The organism is Maribacter arenosus, from assembly GCF_014610845.1.
Classification (GTDB): domain Bacteria; phylum Bacteroidota; class Bacteroidia; order Flavobacteriales; family Flavobacteriaceae; genus Maribacter_A; species Maribacter_A arenosus.
This window is the reverse complement of sequence record NZ_JABTCG010000001.1, coordinates 846849-871291: the sequence shown is the minus strand read 5'-3', so window position 1 is coordinate 871291 and position 24443 is coordinate 846849. Positions and strand designations below refer to the sequence as shown.

Annotated in this window: 23 protein-coding genes; 16 read left to right on the top strand and 7 right to left on the bottom strand. The window is 39.4% G+C overall.

The window, feature by feature from the left end:
- The first annotated feature begins 127 nt into the window (after positions 1-127).
- Positions 128-2035, top strand: coding sequence for a molecular chaperone DnaK (gene dnaK, locus HPE63_RS03860; protein ID WP_188312899.1), 1908 nt, complete (start codon positions 128-130; stop codon positions 2033-2035).
- Positions 2036-2105: 70 nt separating this feature from the next.
- Here the strand turns inward: dnaK and HPE63_RS03855 are convergent, their stop codons facing one another.
- Positions 2106-3008, bottom strand: a complete 903-nt coding sequence (locus tag HPE63_RS03855) for a metallophosphoesterase (RefSeq protein WP_188312898.1) — start codon at positions 3006-3008, stop codon at positions 2106-2108.
- Positions 3009-3168: 160 nt separating this feature from the next.
- Here HPE63_RS03855 and HPE63_RS03850 point away from each other — a divergent pair, with 160 nt between their 5' ends.
- Positions 3169-4116 carry a hypothetical protein gene (locus tag HPE63_RS03850; protein ID WP_188312897.1) on the top strand — a complete coding sequence of 316 codons (948 nt, stop codon included), beginning with the start codon at positions 3169-3171 and terminating at the stop codon, positions 4114-4116.
- Here HPE63_RS03850 and HPE63_RS03845 read toward each other — a convergent pair whose 3' ends face one another.
- Genes HPE63_RS03845 through HPE63_RS03830 form a run of 4 tightly spaced genes read right to left on the bottom strand, consistent with a single transcriptional unit; the run spans position 4117 to position 6311 of the window.
- Complete coding sequence (locus HPE63_RS03845) at positions 4117-4509, bottom strand: VOC family protein (RefSeq protein WP_188312896.1); 393 nt, start codon at positions 4507-4509, stop codon at positions 4117-4119. It abuts the gene before it with no gap.
- A 10-nt stretch (positions 4510-4519) separates the two neighbouring features.
- A complete protein-coding gene (locus HPE63_RS03840) occupies positions 4520-5080 on the bottom strand; it encodes a GNAT family N-acetyltransferase (protein WP_188313156.1) in 561 nt (186 codons plus the stop codon).
- An 18-nt stretch (positions 5081-5098) separates the two neighbouring features.
- Positions 5099-5665, bottom strand: a complete 567-nt coding sequence (locus tag HPE63_RS03835; protein ID WP_188312895.1) for a GNAT family N-acetyltransferase — start codon at positions 5663-5665, stop codon at positions 5099-5101.
- 1 nt (position 5666) lies between these two features.
- The gene (locus HPE63_RS03830; RefSeq protein WP_188312894.1) at positions 5667-6311 is read right to left on the bottom strand and encodes an alpha/beta hydrolase; all 645 of its coding nucleotides are present in this window, start codon (positions 6309-6311) and stop codon (positions 5667-5669) included.
- 66 nt (positions 6312-6377) lie between these two features.
- Here HPE63_RS03830 and HPE63_RS03825 point away from each other — a divergent pair, with 66 nt between their 5' ends.
- The 10 genes from HPE63_RS03825 to HPE63_RS03780 all read left to right on the top strand — a co-directional run bounded on the left by HPE63_RS03825 (position 6378) and on the right by HPE63_RS03780 (position 16902).
- Positions 6378-6800 (top strand): PaaI family thioesterase, encoded by a 423-nt coding sequence (locus tag HPE63_RS03825; protein ID WP_188312893.1) that lies wholly within the window; start codon positions 6378-6380, stop codon positions 6798-6800.
- 1 nt (position 6801) lies between these two features.
- Positions 6802-7911 (top strand): chorismate-binding protein, encoded by a 1110-nt coding sequence (locus tag HPE63_RS03820; RefSeq protein WP_188312892.1) that lies wholly within the window; start codon positions 6802-6804, stop codon positions 7909-7911.
- A gap of 54 nt (positions 7912-7965) precedes the next feature.
- Positions 7966-9738, top strand: a complete 1773-nt coding sequence (gene menD / locus HPE63_RS03815) for a 2-succinyl-5-enolpyruvyl-6-hydroxy-3-cyclohexene-1-carboxylic-acid synthase (protein ID WP_188312891.1) — start codon at positions 7966-7968, stop codon at positions 9736-9738.
- A 14-nt stretch (positions 9739-9752) separates the two neighbouring features.
- Complete coding sequence (locus HPE63_RS03810) at positions 9753-10094, top strand: DUF2853 family protein (RefSeq protein ID WP_188312890.1); 342 nt, start codon at positions 9753-9755, stop codon at positions 10092-10094.
- A gap of 83 nt (positions 10095-10177) precedes the next feature.
- Positions 10178-11014: a CvfB family protein gene (locus HPE63_RS03805; RefSeq protein ID WP_188312889.1), complete on the top strand. Its 837-nt coding sequence runs from the start codon at positions 10178-10180 to the stop codon at positions 11012-11014.
- A gap of 190 nt (positions 11015-11204) precedes the next feature.
- The gene (locus HPE63_RS03800; RefSeq protein ID WP_188312888.1) at positions 11205-11804 is read left to right on the top strand and encodes an SPOR domain-containing protein; all 600 of its coding nucleotides are present in this window, start codon (positions 11205-11207) and stop codon (positions 11802-11804) included.
- A gap of 1 nt (position 11805) precedes the next feature.
- The gene (gene menA / locus HPE63_RS03795) at positions 11806-12726 is read left to right on the top strand and encodes a 1,4-dihydroxy-2-naphthoate octaprenyltransferase (protein ID WP_223198036.1); all 921 of its coding nucleotides are present in this window, start codon (positions 11806-11808) and stop codon (positions 12724-12726) included.
- A gap of 20 nt (positions 12727-12746) precedes the next feature.
- The gene (locus tag HPE63_RS03790; RefSeq protein WP_188312887.1) at positions 12747-13505 is read left to right on the top strand and encodes a LytR/AlgR family response regulator transcription factor; all 759 of its coding nucleotides are present in this window, start codon (positions 12747-12749) and stop codon (positions 13503-13505) included.
- Positions 13506-14219: 714 nt separating this feature from the next.
- Positions 14220-16187 (top strand): histidine kinase dimerization/phosphoacceptor domain -containing protein, encoded by a 1968-nt coding sequence (locus HPE63_RS03785; protein ID WP_188312886.1) that lies wholly within the window; start codon positions 14220-14222, stop codon positions 16185-16187.
- 34 nt (positions 16188-16221) lie between these two features.
- The gene (locus tag HPE63_RS03780; protein WP_188312885.1) at positions 16222-16902 is read left to right on the top strand and encodes a metal-dependent hydrolase; all 681 of its coding nucleotides are present in this window, start codon (positions 16222-16224) and stop codon (positions 16900-16902) included.
- On the opposite strand, the gene HPE63_RS03775 is transcribed toward HPE63_RS03780, so the two are convergent.
- Positions 16895-17689, bottom strand: coding sequence for an SDR family oxidoreductase (locus HPE63_RS03775; protein ID WP_188312884.1), 795 nt, complete (start codon positions 17687-17689; stop codon positions 16895-16897). The two genes, HPE63_RS03780 and HPE63_RS03775, sit on opposite strands and share 8 nt — an antisense overlap.
- Before the next feature lie 155 nt (positions 17690-17844).
- On the opposite strand from HPE63_RS03775, the gene HPE63_RS03770 reads away from it, so the two are divergent.
- From HPE63_RS03770 to HPE63_RS03755, 4 genes are all read left to right on the top strand, one after another.
- Positions 17845-18897: an o-succinylbenzoate synthase gene (locus tag HPE63_RS03770; protein ID WP_188312883.1), complete on the top strand. Its 1053-nt coding sequence runs from the start codon at positions 17845-17847 to the stop codon at positions 18895-18897.
- Entirely contained in the window at positions 18888-19823 is a 936-nt protein-coding gene (locus HPE63_RS03765; RefSeq protein WP_188312882.1) for a CPBP family intramembrane glutamic endopeptidase, read from the top strand. Before HPE63_RS03770 ends, HPE63_RS03765 begins: the two co-directional genes overlap by 10 nt.
- Before the next feature lie 37 nt (positions 19824-19860).
- Positions 19861-20889 (top strand): AMP-binding protein, encoded by a 1029-nt coding sequence (locus tag HPE63_RS03760; RefSeq protein WP_223198035.1) that lies wholly within the window; start codon positions 19861-19863, stop codon positions 20887-20889.
- Positions 20890-21024: 135 nt separating this feature from the next.
- Positions 21025-22764, top strand: a complete 1740-nt coding sequence (locus tag HPE63_RS03755) for a carboxypeptidase-like regulatory domain-containing protein (RefSeq protein WP_188312880.1) — start codon at positions 21025-21027, stop codon at positions 22762-22764.
- On the opposite strand, the gene HPE63_RS03750 is transcribed toward HPE63_RS03755, so the two are convergent.
- On the bottom strand, positions 22761-24389 hold the full coding sequence (locus tag HPE63_RS03750; protein ID WP_188312879.1) for an acyl-CoA carboxylase subunit beta: 1629 nt from the start codon (positions 24387-24389) through the stop codon (positions 22761-22763). The two genes, HPE63_RS03755 and HPE63_RS03750, sit on opposite strands and share 4 nt — an antisense overlap.
- Between the last annotated feature and the right edge of the window lie 54 nt (positions 24390-24443).

The following is a 24443-nucleotide window of genomic DNA, read 5'->3' as shown; positions in this document are numbered from 1 at the left end:
CATTCAAAAAGGCCATTAATCAAACCTTTCAAAAATGACATCATGTCAGGTTACCGGCAATTGGCATATTGTTTGTCATTCCCTAATCGACATAAAAAATTAAGCACTAATATTTAAAACATATATAATGAGCAAAATTATAGGAATAGATTTGGGTACGACCAACTCCTGCGTTTCAGTAATGGAAGGTAACGAGCCCGTTGTAATTCCCAATGCCGAAGGTAAAAGAACAACACCATCAGTAATCGCATTTGTCGAAGGTGGTGAAATCAAGGTTGGTGATCCTGCAAAAAGACAGGCGGTCACTAACCCGCATAAAACCGTTTATTCGATAAAACGTTTTATGGGTAACAAGTATTCGGAATCAAAAAAAGAAGCTGAACGTGTTCCCTATAAAGTGGTAAAAGGGGATAATGACACCCCAAGGGTCGATATCGACGGGCGTTTATACACCCCCCAGGAACTTTCTGCCATGATCCTTCAGAAAATGAAGAAAACAGCAGAGGATTACTTGGGACAGGATGTAACTCGTGCCGTAATTACGGTTCCAGCGTATTTTAACGATGCACAACGCCAGGCCACCAAAGAGGCAGGTGAAATAGCAGGCCTTAAAGTAGAACGAATCATCAATGAGCCTACAGCCGCATCCTTGGCTTACGGAATGGACAAAAAGGACACAGACCAAAAAATAGTAGTTTTTGACTTTGGTGGAGGTACCCATGACGTTTCCATCCTTGAATTGGGAGATGGCGTTTTTGAAGTATTGTCTACAGATGGTGATACCCATTTGGGAGGGGACGATGTGGATCAAAAAGTCATTGATTGGTTGGCCGAAGAGTTTAAAAAGGATGAAGGGATCGATCTTAGGGATGATGCCATGGCATTGCAACGATTACGTGAAGCGGCCGAAAAGGCAAAAATAGAGTTGTCGTCTACGGCACAGACCGAAATAAATCTACCCTATGTAACTGCTACAGCTTCTGGACCCAAGCATTTGGTGCGTTCCCTATCACGATCTAAATTTGAGCAATTGATCGCAGATTTGGTCAAAAGAACCATTGAGCCTTGTGAAACCGCATTAAAAGCTGCTGGCCTTTCGAAAAGCGATATAGATGAAATTATTCTTGTAGGAGGTTCTACCCGTATCCCTGCCGTACAGGAAGCCGTTGAGAAATTCTTTGGCAAAAAACCATCGAAAGGGGTAAACCCTGATGAAGTTGTTGCCGTAGGTGCAGCGATACAAGGTGGGGTGTTGACAGGTGATGTAAAAGACGTATTGTTGTTAGATGTTACACCACTATCCTTAGGTATTGAGACCATGGGTAGCGTAATGACAAAATTGATCGATGCCAATACTACGATCCCGACGAAAAAATCACAGGTATTCTCTACCGCAGCGGATAACCAGCCTTCAGTCGAGATCCATGTGTTACAAGGTGAGCGACCAATGGCAGCTGATAATAAAACGATAGGACGTTTTCATTTAGATGGCATTCCACCTGCACCAAGAGGAACACCACAGATCGAGGTAACTTTTGATATTGATGCCAATGGTATCATCAAAGTTTCGGCAACCGATAAGGCCACGAATAAAACCCAGGATATCCGAATCGAGGCTTCTTCCGGATTGACCGAAGAGGAAATCAAAAAGATGAAAGCGGAAGCGGAAGCCAATGCAGAATCGGATAAAAAAGCCAAGGAAACTGCGGATAAGTTAAATGAGGCAGATGGTATGATCTTCCAGACCGAAAAGCAATTGAAAGAGTTTGGGGATAAACTTTCCGATGATAAGAAAAAGCCTATCGAAGAAGCTTTGGAAGAATTAAAGAAAGCCCATGAGAGCAAGGATCTTGCTGTGATTACCCCAGCTTTGGATAAAATCAATGAAGCCTGGAAAGTTGCTTCTGAGGAAATGTACAAAGCCCAAGCCGAGGCCCAACAAGCAGGCGCATCACCAAATGGTGAGGATGCCGCTGCAGGGGAAGCTCCGGAAGGTGATAATGTTGAAGACGTAGACTTCGAAGAAGTCAAGTAAACGTTAAAACAAGTAAATTGAAAAGCACCCTGACAATATCATCAGGGTGCTTTTTTATAGGGTTAAGTTATTATCTTATTTTTAAGGCCCGGTCAGGTTCCCTACCATAGCCCTTTATGATCAGTGAATCGTTATGAAAAGCCACCCTGGCAAATGCCGTACTGTCATGGGTATCGACCATGCCTTTAAAGTTCAAATAATGTATTCCATCTTTCTGTAGGTAACCACCAGCGTGGTTGTGCCCATTAAAATAAAACTTTACACAATCGTATTTATCAATGATCGCAGACAATTGCTCGTAATTCCAGAGGTTATGTGCGTTGGTTTCCCCCAGAACCGGGAAGTGGCAATAAAAGCCAACGCGTTCATTATTCTTGGTCGCAAGTTTCAACTCATTTTCGACCCAATTCAATTGATCCAAACCCAAACCCCCGTTCCAAGGTTTTAAATTTGGTAATTCCTTATTGGACAACAACTTAAAAAGGGAGTCTGTCTGTTGTTTTTTAACTTCCGATAAGGCACCGTGTTCACTAAGATCATTTCCATCCAAAACAATAAACCGCCATTTATTCTTTACAATGCTATAATAGCGATCCTTAAGAGCCATTTTTTCGAAGATATAAGGTTTTAAGGAATCCGGTACACTAAAATCATGGTTGCCCAACACATGGTAGGTGTCCGATGTCAATTTGTTCCAAATAGGGAGAAGCGTGTCAAAGCTACTAAAATCCCTATCGATGAAATCTCCCAAATGTATGGTATAATCCAAAGGATGTGTATTTAGTTCAGTGACAGCTTCTTGTAAACGCAAGGGTGCTTTCTTATAAAAACGGACGTCGGTAGGATCACATTGGCAATATTGGCAATCAGCAATAACGCCAATTTCAAAAACCCTGTGGTCGGTAGCAGCTTCCTTTTTTGTGTTACAACCCATGATAAGAACTAGGGAGAGCATGGCTAAAAGCTTCTTCATTTTGGTATGGTTTTTAGTTATTTTATCCATATTAAGGCCAAAGATACGGGACAGATGATGTAAATGTAAATGGGTTACCTATGAATTTCTAGCTTAGAATACAATATTACTGGTATGGAATTTGTTTTATAATTGCAGTATTATAAAGTACCTTTGAAATATGGAGAAAAACTACGCGACTTCTTTTGTACGTTTCCTATTATTTTTGATATTCATGTGCTTCTTCCATTTGGGGCAAGGTCAAGAAATCAGAATATTTACCATAGCCGATTTTGACTTGAAAGGACCGGTGAAATCATGTCTGGTAAGTACCAAATATGGGAAGGAAGCCTATGACTTTGATAAGGAAGGAAAATTGACCAAATCGGTAACCCGCTATAATGATACCGATTACGATGTAACGTATTACAAATATCGGAATGGGGAACTCATTGAAAGACGTTTTGAGAATTACAGAAATAATATTTTTGAAAGTAGTACATCCTATGCGAATTTTTATGAAATAGATACTATTCCCGTTCGAAAGGTCACAGAAAAGATAATTTCATACGATAAGGAATTTTTAGACCGATATGAATATGTTTATAACGCCGATAATATCCTCGTCAAAATCATAAGAACCAATAACGATGGCAATGATGAGACCTTGATTGAGTACACGGATTATAAGGGGGAACAGACCCAGACGAATTCGTTGAATGGAACCCTTCTTAAATCGGTACGAAAATCTACCATTATAGGAAAGGATAAAAAACAAAAGAATATCGTATTGACCAAAAAGTTTTTAGATGGTGAACCAAGTTCAGCCACGGAAGAGGTGTTCGACCAGGACGGAAAACTAAGCACAGTCACCAAATTTATTCAGGACCACGAAAAGAACCAGTTCGTTCCCAATGAAATCAATACCTATGAATATGATGAAAAGGGTGTGTTGGTAAAATCGGTATCAAAATCGGGCAAAGTTGTTAGTGTGAAGGAGTTTATTTACCAATATGACAAAGGGGATGAGGGTAATTGGATCAAGGAGATCATTACCCCTGAAAACAGCTATACCACCCGCAAAATCGCATATTACGAAGTAATGGAGGAAGGTACGGACAAAGAATGATTATCTTTTAGGTTCCAATAAATCCCAATGATTACCATATAGATCCTGAAAAACGACTACGGTACCATAAATCTCTTGCCGAGGCGGTTCATTGAATATTATTCCTTTGACTTTCATACGTTCATAATCCCTCCAGAAATCATCGGTATGAAGAAATAGAAATACCCGGCCACCGGTTTGGTTACCGATATATTCTTGTTGATTTTCAGAAGCGGCCTTGGCCAATAGTAATGCGGTACCGTTTGAACCTTTCGGTGAAACCAATACCCATCTTTTATCCTCCTCCAATGGGATGTCTTCAAGGAGTTTAAAACCTAGTTTTTGTGTATAGAATTCAATAGCCTCATCATATTCCTTTACAACAAGGGTTACGTTTGCGATCGATTGGTTCATAACAATTTTCTTAAGGAGCGTTTCTGGTTAGCCATTCTTCTTTCAAAATACCATAACAACAGGTATTTCGCTTAAACCCATCTAAAAGATAGATGTTTTTTCGAAGTATACCCTCAAGCACAGCCCCTAATTTTTCGACCGCTTTTCGTGATTGCAGATTACGTTCGTCTATGCGAAACTCAACCTTTTCAAAATTAAGGGTTTTGAAAGCATGATTGAGCATTAGGTCTTTCATGTGTGTATTAAGTCCAGTCCCTTGGTATTCCCTACCGATCCAAGTTGAGCCTATATGAAGTACCTTGTTTACCCAATCTATATGCATATACCGTGTACAGCCGGCATACTGCTGCCTACGCTTATCATAAATGATAAAGGGAATGCTGGTTTTTCTGTCTTGTTGATATAACGCAGCTTCAACATAGCATTTCAAAGCTGTTGGAGTTTCGATATCGGAAGGGGAGTATTGCACTAACTTTTCCTGTGCTGCGATAGGAATTAAATGATGATAGTTCTCAAGAGTTAAAGGGGACAATCGTACACATTCATCTTCTAAGGTGATTGCAAGGTTCATCATGATCGATACAACAATTTAAAGGGATTCATACTCACTTCTGGTCATCCGATATTGGGTCAAAGAAACGTATATATTGTCCTCAATAGTATGCCCTCTTTTTACATCATGGTCCTTGAATTCGGCTTCTTTTACCATTCTATTCTTTATCATTACCTTACCTGATGCTTCATTTGAGGTTAAATAAACAGCAAAAATTTTATTGAGTTTAAGTTCTTCGAATCCGAATTTTATTATGGCCTTTACTGCTTCGGTCGTTAAACCCATATTCCAGAAATCTTCGGCCAGCCAATACCCTAATTCTGCTCGGTTGTTTTCTTGGTCAATAGTGAGACCAATACCACCAATAAATGATAAAGTATCGCTAAACCGAATGGCGAACATATAGTTGTCTTTCGCTTTAAATCCACTATTTGCCACGTGCATCCAAGAAATGGCATCTTCTTCATGATAGGGGTAAGGCATGCTTCGGGTATTCTCCACGATCTTTATATTCCCCGCATAGGCAACAATATTCGGAATATCCGATGGTTTAATTTGATCTAAAATCAGGCGTTTCGTTTTAAGAATAGGAAACTGATCCATATTAAAGAAATTGATTTAAAAGTTCTTTTTTTACTTCATGTCCACCTTCGAAAATAATCTGTTTTGCCCTACCTTGAAACAATGATTCCGTTTTCCCCGATTCATGCTTTAATCGTTCGGCATTCATATATTCGTCTTTGTCACCCACCAGTACCGTGATCTTGGTTCTGTTTGCAACCAAAAAATCGAAATCACCGGGTACCAATTCCCTTGGAAGTCCACCGGCATATAAAACCAAATGGTTACACTTAATCCTTCTTTTTGCAACCCATCGTGCGGCGATCGATACACCTTGGGAATATCCGAAGACTATAAAGTTAAGATTATCCTGAATGTTTTCTTGGGTGTACACCTGGTCTATATACGCTAATACATTTTCGGTTTCCAAACGGGTATTTTCCTTGGTCAACCAACTTGCCCCAACATGCCGGTACTGGTTGTTCAAATAATATTTTGATGGGGCCTGTGGGGCTATGATATAATTTTCCTCAGCAGGCAAGTCCTTGAAATAGTTAATAAAGTACCTACTTAAATACCCAATACCGTGAAAGACCATCCAGACATTCTTGGTTTCTGTTGTTAGGGTATTACTTGTCGTGTAGGAATTTGTTGTTTGATATGTTACCTGTTTTTCAACTTGCCCCATTCGATTTCATTTATTCATTGAGATGTTGTTGCTCAAGTTATGCTTAATTTTACAAAAATTTATGCAATGAACGAATACAAGGATAAAATCCTCAATGTTTGCAACGGGTCATCCAAAAATACCCTGATGGAGACCCTAGATATCGAATATATAGAAATTGGGGAAAATTTCTTAGTGGGTAAAATGCCCGTAACCCCTAAGGTACATCAACCCGATGGTGTATTACACGGCGGGGCAACGGTGGCCTTGGCCGAAAGTGTAGGTAGTATGGCTTCCTATATTTTTTTGGATGCCCAAAAGTTTTTTGTCCGTGGCATAGAAATATCCGCTAACCACATCAAAAGTATAAAATCAGGGGAAGTCTTCGCAAAAGCCACTATCATACATAAGGGTAGGACCACACAACTTTGGGAAATAAAAATTACAGATGTTGATGGTCAACTTATATCCCTCTGTAAACTGACCACGATTTCCTTACCAAAAAAGTAATATGTTATTCGAAGTTTTAAGAAAGGTAGAGGAACAACTTTTAAAGGAGTTGCCTTTTGTAGTCTATAAAAAACCGAATTCTAAAAGAATCCATGTCATAATTCAAAAGGATGGTAAATTACGATACACCAAAGATTTTTCAGAAATAGGATTTGTTTTCGCTCCATTCGATTCCCATACCCCTGCTGTATTAATGCCTTTGCATGAACAGCTTCAAGCAGATATTGAAGAAGGCACAGAACCAAACTTTGGGTCGACAAACATCCTAGATGAACAAGAGCGGGAAAAGGAATTCCACATGGATCTAGTTAAAAAAGGAGCACACCTGATTGAAAAGGGGTATTTGGATAAAGTAGTGGTTTCCAGAGAATTGGAGGTAGATTGTCAAAGCCCTCCCTTCGAAATATTCCAACGTCTACTGGCCAACTATGATTCTGCCTTCTGTTATTTATGGTACCATCCAAAAGTGGGAATGTGGCTCGGAGCGACACCTGAGATATTATTGCGAACAACCAATAACCGTCTTACAACGATGTCCTTGGCGGGTACCCAGACTACAGTTGAAGGTGAAACTCCGTCATGGGGGCAGAAAGAGGTGGATGAGCAGCGTATGGTTACCGAATATATCTCCAAAGCATTGCAGAATGAAGTGTCCCAAATGAAGGTTGGGAATGTCGAATCAGTCCGAGCCGGCGATCTCTGGCACTTACGGACCAAGATTACCGCTGTATACCAAAATGACCTGTCGAACATCATCCGGGCATTGCACCCAACCCCGGCAGTCTGCGGATTACCACTACCACCAGCCCGAAAATTTATTATGGAACATGAGAATTATCATCGAGAGTATTATACCGGCTTTCTGGGAGAGCTGAATATCAGGCAAGAGATAGGAAGAACCTCAAATGATAGTAGAAATCAAGAAAATAAAGCGTATAGGTCCCTTACGACAAGTTCAGAACTCTTTGTAAATCTACGATGCATGAAGTTGGCTGATGGTAAGGCCACCCTTTATGTAGGGGGTGGTATTACCAAGGATTCCATTCCTGAAAATGAATGGCAGGAAACCGTCGCAAAAAGCAAAACATTGTTACGTGTTCTATCCATTTGACAGTATTTATATGAACATTGGGTTAAGAACATTGGGCTTTGTATTTTTGTTTCAATGAACTATTCAAGCATACCCGCGGCCCAAACTGTGGTCCTGCATTGTAAGGCCAAAGGCATACGTGATATTGTTATTTCCCCAGGCTCCAGAAATGCCCCTTTGACACTTGGATTTACTGAAGACCCTTATTTTAATTGCTATAGCATCGTTGATGAACGCTCTGCTGCCTTTTTCGCATTGGGTATGGCCCAACAATTACAAAGACCAGTCGTTGCCTTGTGTACTTCAGGCAGTGCTTTACTGAACTATTATCCCGCGATTGCCGAGGCGTATTATAGTGCAATACCATTGGTGGTTCTCTCGGCCGATCGACCTTTTTATAAAATCGATGTAGGGGACGGACAAACCATTCGTCAAGACCATGTTTTTGACAGGCATATAGGCTATTCGGCCAATTTGAGACAAGATGTTAGCCATGCTAAAGAGAAAGTCAAAAAATATGCTCCTCAGAACATTATTGGCAATGTGAAGGAACTCCAAGAAAGCATTCAATCGTATAATGATAATGAATTGAATAAGGCTCTCAATCTGGCCTATGACCAAAGGTTGCCAGTACATATCAATGTACCTTTTGAAGAGCCCTTATATGGCAAAGTTGTAGAGCCCATTGTAAGCCCGAAAGTCGAGATAAATAAAAAGGAAGCAACCGTACTCCCCGAATTAGATACTTTTGTACAACATTGGAATTCGGCCAAACGTAAAATGGTTTTGGTAGGGGTTAATTTTCCGAATTTAATAGAACAACAATTCCTTGACGTTTTGGCCCAAGATCCTTCGGTTATTGTTTTCACAGAAACCACTTCGAATATTCACAATCCCGAATTTTTCCCGAGTATAGACAGTATTATTGCGCCAATTGAAAAATCTAACCATGAGAACCAATTATTTGGGGATCTTCAACCGGAAATCCTGCTCACTTTTGGTGGCTTGGTGGTTTCAAAGAAGGTAAAGGCATTTCTAAGGGCATACAAACCCAAACAGCATTGGCATATTGACGAACTTAGGGCCAATGACACTTTTTTCGCCCTGACCCATCATTTCAAGACTAAGGTGAATCACTTCTTTACATCTTTTTTACCACGGGTTCACAATGTCGAAAGTGAATATGCTGATTATTGGAAAGGAATAAAATTGGCCTATGAAGCCAATAGGAAAACCTATCTCCAAAGCATTCCGTTTTCTGATTTACTGGCTTTCAAACATATTTTCGATAAGATCCCTGAGGATATTCAGTTGCAGATGGCAAATAGTTCAACCATTCGGTATGCCCAATTGTTCGATAGTAAACCCTCGGTAGAAGTTTTTTGCAATCGCGGAACAAGTGGTATTGACGGGAGTGTTTCTACCGCTATCGGAGCTTCCATTGCCAACGGAAAACAGACCGTACTTATTACCGGGGACTTGGGTTTTTTCTATGACAGTAATGGTTTATGGAATAATTATATGAAGCCGAATTTTAGGATTATCCTGATCAATAATGATGGGGGTGGCATTTTCAGGATTCTTCCCGGACTCGAGAAATCTGCCAACTATGAAAACTATTTCGAGACGACCCATAACTTAAATGCCGAACATTTATGCACCATGTTTGGTCTAGAATATTCCTCAGTAAATGATGTAAAATCCCTTGAAAACGAGCTCGGCGAATTCTTTGGAAGTTCGATTATACCCAAACTCTTAGAGATACGGACCCCCAGAATATTGAATAATAAAATTTTGATGGGTTACTTTGATTTTATATCTTCGGGTATTATTAATCATATTCATTAATAACACTAACTATTATGAGTAAAAGAGACGATTTGATCAAGAAGTACGCCGAAGACATCAAGGATAAATTCGGTGAATCAGCAAACATGGATCTATTGACCAAAGTAACTATTGGTTTAGGACCTTCTATTTACAATCTTGACGCTTCCAAAGTTTCAGGTGGAGACGACAAGGAATTAGAGACGGTAAAGAAAAATTATCTGATCAAGAAATTGGGAATGAGCGATAGCCCAAAACTGATGGACGGAATCAAAACCGTCATGGATAAATATGGTTCATCCAATAAGAACAAACACCGAGCTGTAGTATATTATATGCTTTGCAAGCATTTCAAAAAAGAATCTGTTTACAAATAGTAATTTCGATTTTAAAATAATAATGCCGCTCTTTTTAAGGGCGGTTTTTTTATGTCCACACTTTTAAACCTTATTTTTACAGTATGATAGCACTAGGAACGTACAATACACTTGAAATCTTACGGGATACGAGTGTGGGACTTTTTTTAGGGGATGGTGAAGGTAACGATATTTTATTGCCTAATAAGTATGTTCCTGAACACTATGAAATAGGGGATTCCTTGACGGTTTTTTGTTACTTGGATCATTCTGAACGACCCGTGGCAACTAACTTGGAACCAGAAATATTGGTAAACGAATTTCAGTTGCTTAAAGTGGTTGAGGTGAATGAATTTGGGGCGTTCATGGATTGGGGCTTGGAAAAGCATCTATTGGTGCCGTTTAGGGAGCAACGTGATAAAATGAAGGAAGGGCATTGGTATGTGATTTATTGTTATCTAGATCAGCAGAGTAACCGATTGGTAGGTTCGAACAAAATAGACAGGTTTCTGAGCAACGAAACGCTATCGGTAAAAGAAGAGGATGTGGTAGATTTGGTAATTACGAGAAAAACCGATTTAGGGTATGAAGCAATCATCAATAATAGGCATAAAGGTCTGATTTATGACAATGAAATATTCAAGACCATATCAATAGGTGACAATACCAAAGGCGTAATTAAAAAGATAAGGCCCGACAATAAAATAGATATCTCCTTACAACCCTTGGGAGAGAAGATATTGGAACCAGCAGCGAATAAGATTTATGAACAACTCTTGGCACATGGCGGGTTCCTGGGATTACACGACAAATCGGACTCGGGGTTAATCAAGGACGAGCTACAAATGAGCAAAAAAGTCTTTAAGAAAGGAATCGGAACCTTGTACAAAGCCAGAAAGATCGAGATTAAGGAAGACGGTATTTATGCCATAGGCTCTTAAACAACCGAAATTATTGAAATAGGGCTCTTTAAAAGATTATGTATCAACTAGCTATCGATAAAATACATCGTAAATTATAGACAATACAACGAAAAATCATATTTTTACAACTTTTAAGGAATTTATACTAAAATCATTAAACAATTTTGGTTACCTTTAGCCGATAAGACCCCTAAAAACCTAATGTCACATGCCATTTATTGAAGAAAGCGATTTACTCGAATTGCACAAAGATATAGACAAGGCGCAGATTATAAACGAGCGTCTTTTAGATCAGATTAAAATAAAGAACAAAGAGCTCAAAAAAAGTAAGGTTCAACGAAATTTTTTGGCCGTTATTACCGGCTTGTTCCTAGTAGGTACGTTTGGAATAACGACCTATACTGCTGGCTTGAGTACATCGAACAATTTGGAGAATAGAAATAACCTCCTTGTTTCAATCGATAGTCTTGAGGCCCACAAAGCTCGAATCGATAATCTAAGACAACAAAATGAGGAATTGAGCTTGGTGAAGGAGTTTTATTTGGCCAAGAGTTTTTTGGAAAAAGAAAAAATCTATTCCGTTCAGATAAAATCATTTGTCGACAACAACGTCACTTTAGCTTCTGAAGCGTTGACCAACACACTTTTCGTTAAGACCAATCCTTTTTACTCCTATTCCTTAGGAAATTTTGAAACTTTGCAAGAAGCGCAAAAATTTAGAAAGCAGTTGGTCGATTTGGGCTTCAATGATGCCTTTGTTGCGTCCTACAAGGAGGGTAAGCGTTTACAAATCGAAGATCCATACTAGATTGTCGAAAATAGCCCCTTGGATCAATGCTGCGCGATTAAGGACGCTCCCACTATCGATATCCGGGATTTTAGCAGGAACTGCATTAGCCAGTTCTTATGGCAGCGTTGACAATACCATTTTTATTCTTGCTCTCTTCACAGCAATCGGATTTCAAATCACTTCGAATTTTGCCAATGACTATGGCGATGGTGTAAAAGGTACCGATAATGAAGACCGAATAGGTCCTAAACGGGCCCTGCAAAGCGGGTTATTGACCCGTAAGGTATTGAAAAAGGGGATTGTCATTTCTATTTTGTTCAATATCATCCTGGTTATTGCAGTGGTCTATATCGCTTTCGGATTGGAAAATATAGAGTATATCCTTCTTTTTACGGTGTTGGGAGGCTTAAGTATTTGGGCAGCAATTAAATATACGATAGGAAATTCGGCTTATGGATATCGTGGTTTGGGCGATGTTTTCGTTTTTCTTTTCTTCGGATTACTCGCTGTTTTAGGAACACTCTTTCTTTATACAAAAAATTTAACATGGTCTTCAGTACTTCCTGCAATCTCCATTGGTGCTTTGAGCACAGGGGTGCTAAATTTGAATAATCTCAGGGATCATGAATCCGATAAGGATTCCAACAAAAGAACTTTGGTAGTCTTAATGGGCTACGCCAACGGGCTCAAATACCATACGGCACTTATATCGATAGGATTGCTGAGTTTTTTGGTTTATATTATAATAACCTTTAAGTGTTATTTTCAGCTCTTACCTTTGGTTGTTTTTATTCCTATTTTGGTACAACTCATTAAGGTGAACCACACTCGAATGCCTTCCTTATTGGATCCAGAACTAAAGAAATTGGCCATCAGTACCTTTTTGCTATCGCTCTTGTTTTACTTGGGTAACAATATTTTTTGTAAATTTGATATCTAACTTACTAAACTTCAATTGCCTTGGAACAACCTATTAGAATATTGATCGTTGAGGATAATGTGATTATCGCCGATGATATGCAATCAATGCTTGAGGAAATTGGGTATGAGATTGTTGACAATGTCATTGTGTATGAACAAGCGGAAAAGGTGTTGAAATCGGAGCAGGTTGATCTTGTTCTGATTGACATTATACTGGCTTCAGATAAGACGGGAATCGATTTGGGAAAACACATTCGCGAGAACTATGACATTCCTTTCATTTTTGTGACATCCAACTCGGATAGGGCTACGGTCGAAAACGCAAAAACGGTAAAACCCAATGGGTATTTGGTAAAACCATTTGAACAGCAAGATTTATATACTTCCATAGAAATCGCACTTTCGAATTTTACTTATGGGACCAATAAAGACGCTGCTTCCCCAGAAAATATGAGTGATGATGATGTGCCCATGTCAAATTCCGTGCTTAAGGATTCCATTTTTGTAAAAAAACAGCACTTGTATTACAGAATCCAATTTGGGGACATCCAATTCATTAAAGCCGATAATGTGTATTTGGAGGTGAATACGGTTGACAAGAAATTCTTGGTAAGATCGCCGTTAAAAGATTATTTAGAGAAGTTACCGAAGCACAAATTCTATAGGGCCCATAAATCCTATATAGTGAATGTCGACCATATCGATGCTATCAACTCAAAGGATATAATGATCAATAATAACTTGATACCTATTTCCAAAGATTTTAAAGAATTCATTATCTCTGCAATGAATTCCTAATTATTTAACGAATACCATTCAGAAAATAAAAGAGGTGCTTTATGCAACCTCTTTTATTTTATATATGTTTTTCAACTAGTTACCACAAGAATCCGACACTTCACAACATTTAGTTTTCAGCCTTCCGTTTTCCCTATATATTAGCCCTGTGATACAAATCGAAGTATCGCAATTAAAATTAATAATTTTTTTCATTTTCATATAGTGTTCTCGTAAAAGGGCTTTGTTTAAAAAACATGGCCCTTTTTAGTTGTAACTATTTCGCAGTTTTGATTTGGTAATTCCAATCATATCGGATATTGATTCTTCCTACAATTAATCCATGAAATGTATAAAAAATACGATGAAATACATCCTTAATCCGCATTACTGCATTTCACAACAAAATAATGGGGTTACACAACAATATTGTAAATGCTACAATCCTATAATTTACTTTTGACTAATCCAAATCCTACCATGTACTTATCCGCTGTTCAATGCTTTTTAAGAGCTGGATCAGCTATGTCTTTTTGGAAATGAATTAAGAGGATAAATCACCCAAACAAGAGGAATTCGTTCTAGAAAGAAATGGCACTAATTAATTAAACGAGGACAATCACTGTTGTAATATTTCGTTCTATCGATACACGAATTTGATTTTGAATGGATTCAGTTTACAACAAAAATTTAATGAAGCCAGCTATTACCAGTAAGTTTGGTTTTTAATTACGTATGAAAAAGCTTCTTGGCAAATCATTGATCTTAAGTATTCTTTGCTTGTTTATCGCTACAAGTTTAAAATCGCAGGACTCCGTTCCCTTGGTTGACGATGACTATCTTAATTTTAAGAATCAAGACCAAACTGATGAACGTTTTACTTATTTCTTTGGCACTTCCAACAGGTATAAGCAGAATTCGGCCTACGATTGGCTCGATACGGTGAATCAATATTTAAATGAAGCCATAAAGGCTAAAGATTCTTTAGCCATTCGTGATTATATGCTAATGCAATCCCAAGTATATTATGATTTGGGGGATTATGACAAAAGCTTGGCCATATCTAGTGAACTTTATGAGATCAAGGATAAATTGAATTTGGATTTCAAGTCCAAATTATTGGGATTAATGGACAGTACCTATTCCCAATTGGCTCTATATGCGGAACAGATCGATATTCGCAAGGAAAAGAAAGACCTAGGCCTAACAGATGACATTGCATTCTATGATATCTATTCCAATTTAGGGCTCCATAGAAAGGCAATGAAAGATTACATCATAGAAGTACGGAAAACATTTCCCGATGATGATGAATACAGTCTTGCACAATACCATAACAATATTGGGAATTACTTACGATTGGATAATTCCCCTTCTGTGGCACTCAACAAATATAAAGAGGCCAAGGGCCATTTAACCGTATTCCTGAACAACATAACCGTAATCAAGACCGAAAACCAACTGATCAATGCCAATAACCTTATGGGTATCATTGACGGAAATATCGGGAAATGTTATTCCCTACTTGGCCAATATGAGGTTGCCATTCCCTTTCTGGAATCAGCTATACAACAAATCTCGGAAAACAGTAAGGGGCAGTATTCTTCGGATATCGTAGAAAACACCTTGGAAATTGCGAATTGTTACCTACGATTGGAGAACTATGAAAAAGCTGTAGAATATCTAAGTTCGGATTTAAATCTGACCAAAATCCAACATATTCTTAAAAGAAACCGATTACTATCATCTTATTATGATAAGACCGGGGATTTTCAGAATTCTGCTGCCTATCTCAAACGTAACATGCGTATCAGGGATTCTATAGATGTCAATGAATCGGAACTCCGCACCCAGCAACTGGCTACCGTTATGGGAAGGGATCTTGCGAATACCCAAGCCATGTTCGAAGAACAAAAAAAGAATTTGGAACTTCAACGTTTGGAAATGACAGCCCAGGACGAGAAGATCAATCTCGTTTTTATATCGTTGGTATTTACCCTTTTAGGTTTTGCGGGCCTAGTTTACGCCTATTTAAAAAGTATTAAAAACCAGCGTTTGATAGCGGAACAAAAACATATTATAGAGAATTCGCTGATTGAAAAGGACTCTCTGTTAAAAGAAATCCACCATAGGGTTAAGAACAATCTTCAGATGGTTTCCAGTTTGTTGAGCCTACAGACAAAAAATACGCGTAGTAAGGCGGCCATTGAGGCTTTGGAAGAAGGTAAAAGCAGGGTAAAGGCCATGGCGTTGATCCATCAAAAGCTATATCAGAACGATGACCTTTCCGTAATCGAAATGCAGGGCTATATCGAAAGTCTCATCAATAGCGTACAATCCGTCTATAAAAAAGGAGGGCATAATATCAACATCACTATCGATGCCGAGGGTGTGGAATTAGATATTGACCGGGCCATACCATTTGGGTTGATGCTCAACGAATTGGTCTCCAATTCCTTCAAATATGCGTTTCCACATGATGAGGAAAATGGAAAGATTTATATTCACATTAGAAAACTAAACGGTCAGGAAGGGTTTTTTGAGTATACCGATAACGGTGTCGGATTACCAGACGATACTGATGAACGCGCCCAGTCATCTATGGGGATACGCCTCATGAATCGACTGGCGAATCAGCTGCAGACCACTTTAAACGTAGATAAAACATCGGAAGGTGTTCGTTTCTGGTTTAATTTTAAATAGAGTTCTGTAACTTTGAAGTACTAAAACTTCAAAAATGAAAATCACTTTTCTAGGTCATGCTTCACTCTTGATTGAAGCTGAAAATTCATCAATTTTAGTCGATCCCTTTATTTCCGGAAATGAAAAGGCTTTGGGAAAAATCAATATCAAAGATTTACATCCCGATTATATTCTCGTAACCCATGCCCACCAAGACCATGTTTTGGATGTTGAGGCCATCGCCAAATCCTCTGGAGCCGTGGTTGTCAGTAACTTTGAAATCGCCACGCATTATGAGGCCAAAGGTATTAAAGCGCATCCAATGAACCATGGCGGTAATTGGGCATTCGATTTTGGGAATCTTAAATACGTGAATGCGATTCATACCTCATCATTCCCAGATGGCTCTTATGGCGGTGAACCGGGAGGTTTTATTCTTTCCTCTGAAGGGAAACACCTCTATATTGCTGGGGATACAGCATTGACAATGGATATGAAACTCATACCTCTTAACACCACATTAGACCTTGCCGTATTGCCCATTGGGGACAACTTTACGATGGGCATCGATGATGCGATAATCGCTTCAAACTTCGTTGAATGTGATTCGGTCTTAGGCTATCATTATGATACGTTTGGGTATATCGAAATTGATCATAAAACGGCCATTGATAAATTCGTGAAGGCAGGTAAGAAATTACATTTATTGAATATTGGGGATGCCATTTCTATTTGACCTGACTGCGTAGGACAACTTTGTGTAACAGTTTTGGAAAAAATCGTTTTAGGTAAATTCCTTTTGTTTCCCCTTTTCCAATATAGGCTTCGAACTTTTTTTGTTCAATGGCCCGTATCATTTTTTGTGTAAAAACAGCTACCTTCAGTCCATTTTGGGTGGCCACATCATCCGTCTGTTGTTGACTTCCATCCGCGGTCAGGGCATTTTTGGCGATATTGGTTTGAACAAACCCAGGGCAGATCAGGGTAACATCGACCCCATCTTTTTCATGTTCCATTCGTAAAACGTCAAAAAACCCATGTAACGCATGTTTGGCCCCACAATAGCCCGAACGATAAGGCGAACCGAACTTCCCCATTAAACTGGTGACGGTCACAAAATGGCCCTTTTTCATTTTTATGAAATAGGGTAACAGTGCTTTGGTCAAGGCCACCGTACCCAGGTAATTGATATCCATAAGTTTTTTGTAGACTTCAAATTCAGTGTCTAGAATCAAAGATCGCTGGCTAACACCGGCATTATTGACCAAAACATCAATTTCATCAAAGAAAGAGAGTGCCGTGATTACTTTAGATTCCATGGCGCTATATTTCTCCAAATCCAATGGTAAGATCTTAACCAGATCTTTCTGCAGGCAATTATCCCTTACCTGCTGTAATGCCGCTTCATTCCGGGAAGATATGATCAATTTGCAGTTTTTTTTCTCCAATGCGTACACCAATGCCTCACCAATTCCTGAAGATGCTCCTGTAATCCATACCACTTTATCCTTGATACTTTGCATTGCGTTGGTTTTTAGACTTAAAATATAGTTAAATTTGGCATCAACCAATGAAAGCAATAGGATTAAAAGTGGAAAAATATAGAAAGGATATTGACTAGTATAATAACAATCAAGACATCCTCTGGCCTATAATGGAAAACAAGTAAAATGATCAGATGAAAGCCGCATTTAAAAAATACACCTTGTATTTCAAAAGGCCAAGTGGAACGTCGCGGGGAATTCTTGACCAAAAGGAAACCTGGTTCCTGATTTTGGAAAATGAGGGTAGCTATGGCATAGGTGAATGTGGTATGTTCAAAGGCCTTAGCTTGGATGATGTACCTGGATTTGAGGATAAGTTGCAATGGGTCTGTGCTTCCATAGAAGAGGGAAAAACCGATTTGTGGAGTGAATTGCGCGATTTCCCAAGTATTCAATTTGGACTCGAACAAGCATTTTTATCCCTGGAATCCGAGCATCCTTTCGTTCTATTTCCTTCGGAATTTACAAGAAACGAAGCCATGATCCCTATAAATGGACTCATTTGGATGGGGGATAAAGGGTATATGTTGGAGCAGATCCAACAGAAATTGGAAGCGGGATTCAGTTGCTTAAAATTGAAAATCGGTGCCATCGATTTTAAATCCGAAATTTCTCTGTTAGAGGCCATTCGGAAGGAATATTCCCAAGACCGGATAGAATTACGTGTTGATGCCAATGGGGCCTTTAAACCTGAAGAGGCGTTGGTGAAACTGAAGGAATTGTCCAATTTCGGATTGCATTCGATTGAGCAACCCATACGGCAAGGTAACCTAATGAAGATGAAATCCTTATGTGAAAATTCCCCGTTACCGATTGCTTTGGATGAAGAATTGATAGGGGTTATCGATGTAAGTAAAAAGAAATTATTGTTAGAAACCATATGCCCCCAATATATTATTCTAAAACCGACATTGGTGGGTGGTTACAAGGGTAGCGAAGAATGGATTGAAATCGCGGAGAGCCTGAAAATAGGTTGGTGGATCACCAGTGCGTTGGAAAGTAATATTGGTTTGAATGCCATAGCACAATGGACGTATAATTTAAACAGCCCTATGGCTCAAGGATTAGGGACCGGAGGACTATACACAAATAATTTCGAGAGTCCACTTCAAGTGAAAAATGGATATATTTATAGCCGTAAAAATACTGGTTGGCAATCAGATGTAATAGAGGATTTATGTTTATAGAACAAGGATATAAAGGTAATATTGGTTTGTGGAAATATTGGATTCCTATTTTAGGGTTTTCAGCCCTTATGGTAGTGAATTACATCATGACAATAAATTCACCCGTCGATGTTGATGTGATGATGAAGCAGGTTATTGATAAATTAGGACTTAATGTATTTTTTATTTTGGCCATTGGTCCTTTGGTAGCGGGGTTTTTTATAATTCTTGGCTGGGTATATTTGGTTCATGGCCAGTCTATCACCTCCTTGACTACATCACGTAAAAAAGTGGATTGGAAACGTGTTTTGTTCGCTTTTTTGCTTTGGGGGGGTATCACCATGTTAATGATGTTGGCGGATATTATGATGTCACCCGATGACTATGTCCTTAATTTTAAACCCATACCCTTTTTGATTCTATTGGTTATGGCCATTGTATTGGTTCCCTTACAGACCAGTTTTGAGGAGTATATGTTTCGAGGTCACTTGATGCAGGGTTTGGGCATTATGGCCAAGAACAGGTGGGTGCCTTTGGTGGTTACCTCGGTCCTTTTTGGGGTTATGCATGCCGCTAATCCTGAAGTGGGTAAAATAGGTTATGGTATTATGGTATTTTATATAGGTACGGGTTTCTTTTTAGGGATTTTGACCCTTATGGATGAAGGACTTGAATTGGCACTTGGTTTTCATGCTGCGAATAATTTAACCGCGGCCTTATTGGTCACAGCGGATTGGACCGCGTTTCAGACCAATTCCATCTACAAAGATGTATCACAACCTACTTTGGGGTGGGATATATTTATTCCTGTTTTGGTCATTTATCCGATACTTTTATTGATATTTTCAAAAAAATATGGATGGTCGAATTGGAAAGAAAGGCTGACAGGAAAAGTTTTGGACAAGGAAGTTTATTTGGCACAACACACTAATGGATCGGACGTTTAGAAGCATACATCCTAAATTTAAATGGAAGGGGATTTCCATGCGGTACCATGATTTGGATGAAGTTAGTTATAGCTTGATCAAAGAAGGTCAACCCTATCAAAAGGTTTTGGGTGAATTCTTATTGGATTGGATCGATAAAAAAAATACGATTGTCCTAAAAACTTCAGGTTCTTCAGGAATTCCAAAAAATATCCGTGTAGAAAAGCAATATATGGTCAATTCGGCTTTGGCGACAGGATCTTATTTTGATCTTCGACCAGGGCAGGCCGCCTTACTTTGCCTGCCAGGAAATTATATAGCCGGTAAAATGATGCTGGTCAGGGCCATGGTTCTTGGTTTGGAACTCGATTGGGTAGCTCCTTCAATGAACCCATTGAGGACCATGGATTACTGTTACGATTTTTGTGCCATGGTCCCCATGCAATTGGAAAATTCTTTGGATCAGATCGACAAAATTAAAACGTTGATTGTTGGCGGCACCCCGATGTCCGATAGCCTAAGGGAAAAGGTACAAGATAAAAAAGTAAATGTTTTTGAGACCTATGGTATGACCGAGACCCTTTCCCATATTGCCGTTAGAAAAGTGAACCACGGTGCCACGGATTATTTTGAAACACTTCCGAATGTAAAAATACATTCAGATGAAAGGGATTGTCTGGTCATCAAAGCACCGGAAATAAGCAAGGAACCAATCTATACCAATGACATTGTAGAGCTGCAATCCGATCAACGATTCAAATGGTTGGGTAGATACGACAATATTATCAACTCCGGAGGGGTTAAACTTATTCCCGAACAAATCGAGGGCAAGTTGGCCACTTTATTAAAAAAGCGATTTTTTATTGTGGGATTACCTGATAAAAAATTAGGACAAAAAGTAGCCCTTCTGATAGAAAGCCAACATAAAGATACCGGACTTTTGGAAAAAATAAAAACCTTGGAAACCATTAAAAAATATGAAATCCCCAAGGATATAGTATGTATTGAACGGTTTGTTGAAACCGGTAATGGAAAGATTTCAAGACCAGAAACCCTATTACTTTTACAGAACGGGAAAGATATTTAGCCAACACTATAGGTTTTATCTAAAAATTTATAGTACGCTTCATGAAATTACTGTTTTGTCTATATTTCAAGAATGGTTAAAAATCTAGAATTAGGCTCGATTTTTGTGACAAAACTCTTCGAAAACGACGATATAATGAAAGTGCTCTTTACCCTTTTCTTTTCACTTATCATGTTTGTAGGACATGCCCAAATGGTTGGTTCGCATATCAGCGGGGTAGTCACCCAAAACGGTTATCCCGTAAGCAGTGCGAGTATTACCAAGAAGGGTTCGGTGGAAGGAATCTTTACCAATGAAAAGGGGGGCTATCGTATTGGCGCCGAACCTGGCGATGTGTTGGTATTCCAACACTTAGGTTTGCAAACGGTGGAAGTACTGCTTGAGGATGTAACCAAAACCTTGAATATTGCTATGAAGCCCGTTGAAGTGCAACTGGAAGAAGTAGTGGTGAAAAAGAATATTAGAAAAAAAGCCATTGAGAGGGAAATAGAATTTGATACCAATATGGATTTGATAAGGACAAATCTCGGAATTTTTGATACCCGTAAATCCGGTCTATCCATACAAATGATCAACGGGGAAGATCTTAATATGGGCGCACCCACCTTTTTGGAGGCCATGCGGGGCAAATTCATAGGCAATATTGTTTACAAGTACTCCATATTTGATGAAGAAGGTACGAGCGTCTTTTTAAGGACTACCACTTCGCTGTCAAAAGGGCAAAAGGCAGCGATTTATGATGTTGATGGGGTTATTATGAATACACCACCATTGTTTTTGACAATACAGGAAATAGATAGGATAGCGGTTATTCGTGGTATCGGCGCCTCAGGAAGATACGGTCGCAGGGGGCATGGCGGGGTCATTGTGATTAATACCAAAAGGGGAGAGTACAAAAATCCTAAATTGACACAAAGTTTCAAAGATTCCCTAATACAAAGTCGAAAAAGGGCTGCAGCGGCATTTGCCACATCGGATTGGAATGCGGAAATCCCAGCCCAATTGAACGATCTATACCAATGTAAGAGCGAAGAAGAAGCTTTACAGGTTTTTGAGGACAAAAGGGATCATTTTTATCATGCCCCTTTTGATGCCATTGAGGTGGGGAACTATTTTATCAATGTATGGCAAAACAAAGATAAGGCAAATGAAGTTTGGAATTCGGTCAAGAAAAAGTACGCTGACAATGCAGTTGTTTTAAAAGCTTTGGCCTATATGTATGAAATGAATAAGGAATTGACCGCTGCCATGCAAGTCTACCAGGCTGTTGCGTCCATAAGACCGACCTATGCACAATCTTATAGGGATTTGGCGAATATAAATGCCAAATTAGGACAAAATAAAAAGGCATTGAACCTATATGCAACACAGGTATTGAATAGGGCAGAGGCTTCACAAAGTGGTATCGATTCCATCATCAATATAGAATCACATAACTTATTGGTGCGTAATAATATGGTGGGGTCGACTGAAGTAATCGATGTGGAACAGCTTCTCGGGTATTCCCCGATCCGTATGGTCATGGAATGGAACGATGGTGAAGCTGAATTTGAGCTGCAAGGAATGAATCCGCCCAATTATTATTCCTGGAAGCATACCTACGAAAGCGACCCGGAACGAATCATGGATGAAAAAACACGTGGCTATTCTAGTAAGCAGTTCTATTTAAATCAAGAATTGGGCGGCAAATGGCGTTTTAACCTAAAATACTTGGGTAATAAGTCCTTTGAGCCTACTTATTTAAAGACGACCATTTATTTTGATTATGGTAAACCTACTCAACGAAAACAGCTGAAGGTGTTTAGGTTGCAAAAGGAAAACGTAAATAGGCATCTTCTAACCATAGACCTTGATACCAAGGCCGTTTCAAGTTAAACCTGCAAGACCCCCATATTGAATTGCTTTTCAATAGGGGCATGGTTGGCAGCCTCAATGCCCATCGATATCCATTTGCGGGTATCCAAAGGATCGATAATGGCGTCTGTCCATAAGCGGGCCGCTGCATAGTAAGGAGAAACCTGATTATCATAACGTTCCTTGATCTTACCAAAAAGGGCCTCTTCCTTTTCTTTGGTAATGACCTCTCCTTTTTTCTTTAAGGAGGCTTTTTCAATCTGTAATAAGACTTTGGCGGCCGAATTACCACTCATTACGGCTAGCTCGGCACTTGGCCAGGCTACGATTAATCGTGGGTCATAGGCCTTTCCGCACATGGCATAATTTCCGGCGCCATAACTATTGCCAATAACGATAGTGAATTTAGGTACTACGGAGTTGCTTACGGCGTTCACCATTTTAGCGCCATCCTTAATAATACCTCCTTGCTCACTTTTACTACCTACCATAAATCCAGTAACATCCTGAAGAAACACCAATGGAATTTTCTTTTGGTTGCAATTAGCGATAAAACGGGTAGCCTTATCTGCCGAATCGGAGTAGATTACCCCACCGAATTGCATTTCGCCCTTTGCCGTTTTAACCACTTTCCTTTGGTTTGCGATAATGCCCACGGCCCAACCATCAATACGAGCATACCCTGTTAGTATGGTCTTCCCATATCCTTCTTTGTATTCCTCAAATTCCGAATTATCGACCAATCGCTTGATAATTTCACCCATATCATATTGTTCGGTTCTAGAACCCGGAAGTATTCCGTAAATATCCTGCACCTCCTCTTTAGGTTTTTGAGGTTTGTTACGATTGAAACCTGCCTTATCGAAATCCCCGATCTTATCAATAATATTCTTGATTTTGTCCAAGGCATCCTTGTCGTCTTTGGCCTTATAATCTGTAACGCCACTTATTTCGCAATGGGTCGTGGCCCCGCCTAAGGATTCGTTGTCGACTTCTTCCCCAATAGCGGCCTTGACTAAATAACTTCCGGCCAAGAAAATACTGCCCGTTTTATCAACGATCATCGCTTCATCACTCATTATCGGCAGGTAGGCTCCACCAGCCACGCAACTTCCCATGACCGCAGAAATTTGGGTGATACCCATACTACTCATTATGGCATTGTTTCTGAAAATACGTCCAAAATGTTCCTTGTCCGGGAAAATTTCATCCTGCATGGGGAGAAATACCCCGGCACTATCGACCAAATATATTATTGGCAATCGATTTTCAATGGCAATTTCTTGGGCACGAAGGTTTTTCTTTGCAGTAATCGGAAACCAAGCCCCGGCTTTTACCGTAGCGTCATTAGCTACAACGATACATTGTTTGCCTTTGATATGGCCCATTTTCACAACCACCCCGCCTGAAGGGCAACCCCCATGTTCCTTATACATTCCGTCCCCTACCAATGCACCGATTTCTATACTGTTCTTATCGTCATCCAACAGATAGGTAATACGTTCCCTAGCGGTCATCTTACCCTGCTCATGTTGCTTTTCGATTCGGGATTTGCCTCCGCCTAATTTTACTTGTGCCAATCGCTTTCGTAGTTGGGATAATTGTAACTTATTTTGGTCTTCGTTTTTATTGAACTTAATGTCCATATATTTTGTAGTTTCTAATTTACAAGGCTAAAGATAAGCAGTTAATTTCATTAC

Bases quoted from the DNA above. Each gene is read 5' to 3' on its own strand.
- HPE63_RS03810 (WP_188312890.1), top strand. From the start codon at position 9,753: ATGAGTAAAAGAGACGATTTGATCAAGAAGTACGCCGAAGACATCAAG.
- HPE63_RS03760 (WP_223198035.1), top strand. From the start codon at position 19,861: ATGCGGTACCATGATTTGGATGAAGTTAGTTATAGCTTGATCAAAGAA.
- HPE63_RS03800 (WP_188312888.1), top strand. From the start codon at position 11,205: ATGCCATTTATTGAAGAAAGCGATTTACTCGAATTGCACAAAGATATA.
- HPE63_RS03765 (WP_188312882.1), top strand. From the start codon at position 18,888: ATGTTTATAGAACAAGGATATAAAGGTAATATTGGTTTGTGGAAATAT.
- HPE63_RS03785 (WP_188312886.1), top strand. From the start codon at position 14,220: ATGAAAAAGCTTCTTGGCAAATCATTGATCTTAAGTATTCTTTGCTTG.
- HPE63_RS03775 (WP_188312884.1), bottom strand. From the start codon at position 17,689: ATGCAAAGTATCAAGGATAAAGTGGTATGGATTACAGGAGCATCTTCA.
- HPE63_RS03835 (WP_188312895.1), bottom strand. From the start codon at position 5,665: ATGGATCAGTTTCCTATTCTTAAAACGAAACGCCTGATTTTAGATCAA.
- HPE63_RS03755 (WP_188312880.1), top strand. From the start codon at position 21,025: ATGAAAGTGCTCTTTACCCTTTTCTTTTCACTTATCATGTTTGTAGGA.
- HPE63_RS03750 (WP_188312879.1), bottom strand. From the start codon at position 24,389: ATGGACATTAAGTTCAATAAAAACGAAGACCAAAATAAGTTACAATTA.
- HPE63_RS03805 (WP_188312889.1), top strand. From the start codon at position 10,178: ATGATAGCACTAGGAACGTACAATACACTTGAAATCTTACGGGATACG.
- HPE63_RS03770 (WP_188312883.1), top strand. From the start codon at position 17,845: ATGAAAGCCGCATTTAAAAAATACACCTTGTATTTCAAAAGGCCAAGT.
- HPE63_RS03840 (WP_188313156.1), bottom strand. From the start codon at position 5,080: ATGAACCTTGCAATCACCTTAGAAGATGAATGTGTACGATTGTCCCCT.
- dnaK (WP_188312899.1), top strand. From the start codon at position 128: ATGAGCAAAATTATAGGAATAGATTTGGGTACGACCAACTCCTGCGTT.
- HPE63_RS03850 (WP_188312897.1), top strand. From the start codon at position 3,169: ATGGAGAAAAACTACGCGACTTCTTTTGTACGTTTCCTATTATTTTTG.
- menD (WP_188312891.1), top strand. From the start codon at position 7,966: ATGAACTATTCAAGCATACCCGCGGCCCAAACTGTGGTCCTGCATTGT.
- HPE63_RS03820 (WP_188312892.1), top strand. From the start codon at position 6,802: ATGTTATTCGAAGTTTTAAGAAAGGTAGAGGAACAACTTTTAAAGGAG.
- HPE63_RS03855 (WP_188312898.1), bottom strand. From the start codon at position 3,008: ATGAAGAAGCTTTTAGCCATGCTCTCCCTAGTTCTTATCATGGGTTGT.
- HPE63_RS03830 (WP_188312894.1), bottom strand. From the start codon at position 6,311: ATGGGGCAAGTTGAAAAACAGGTAACATATCAAACAACAAATTCCTAC.
- HPE63_RS03845 (WP_188312896.1), bottom strand. From the start codon at position 4,509: ATGAACCAATCGATCGCAAACGTAACCCTTGTTGTAAAGGAATATGAT.
- HPE63_RS03825 (WP_188312893.1), top strand. From the start codon at position 6,378: ATGAACGAATACAAGGATAAAATCCTCAATGTTTGCAACGGGTCATCC.
- HPE63_RS03780 (WP_188312885.1), top strand. From the start codon at position 16,222: ATGAAAATCACTTTTCTAGGTCATGCTTCACTCTTGATTGAAGCTGAA.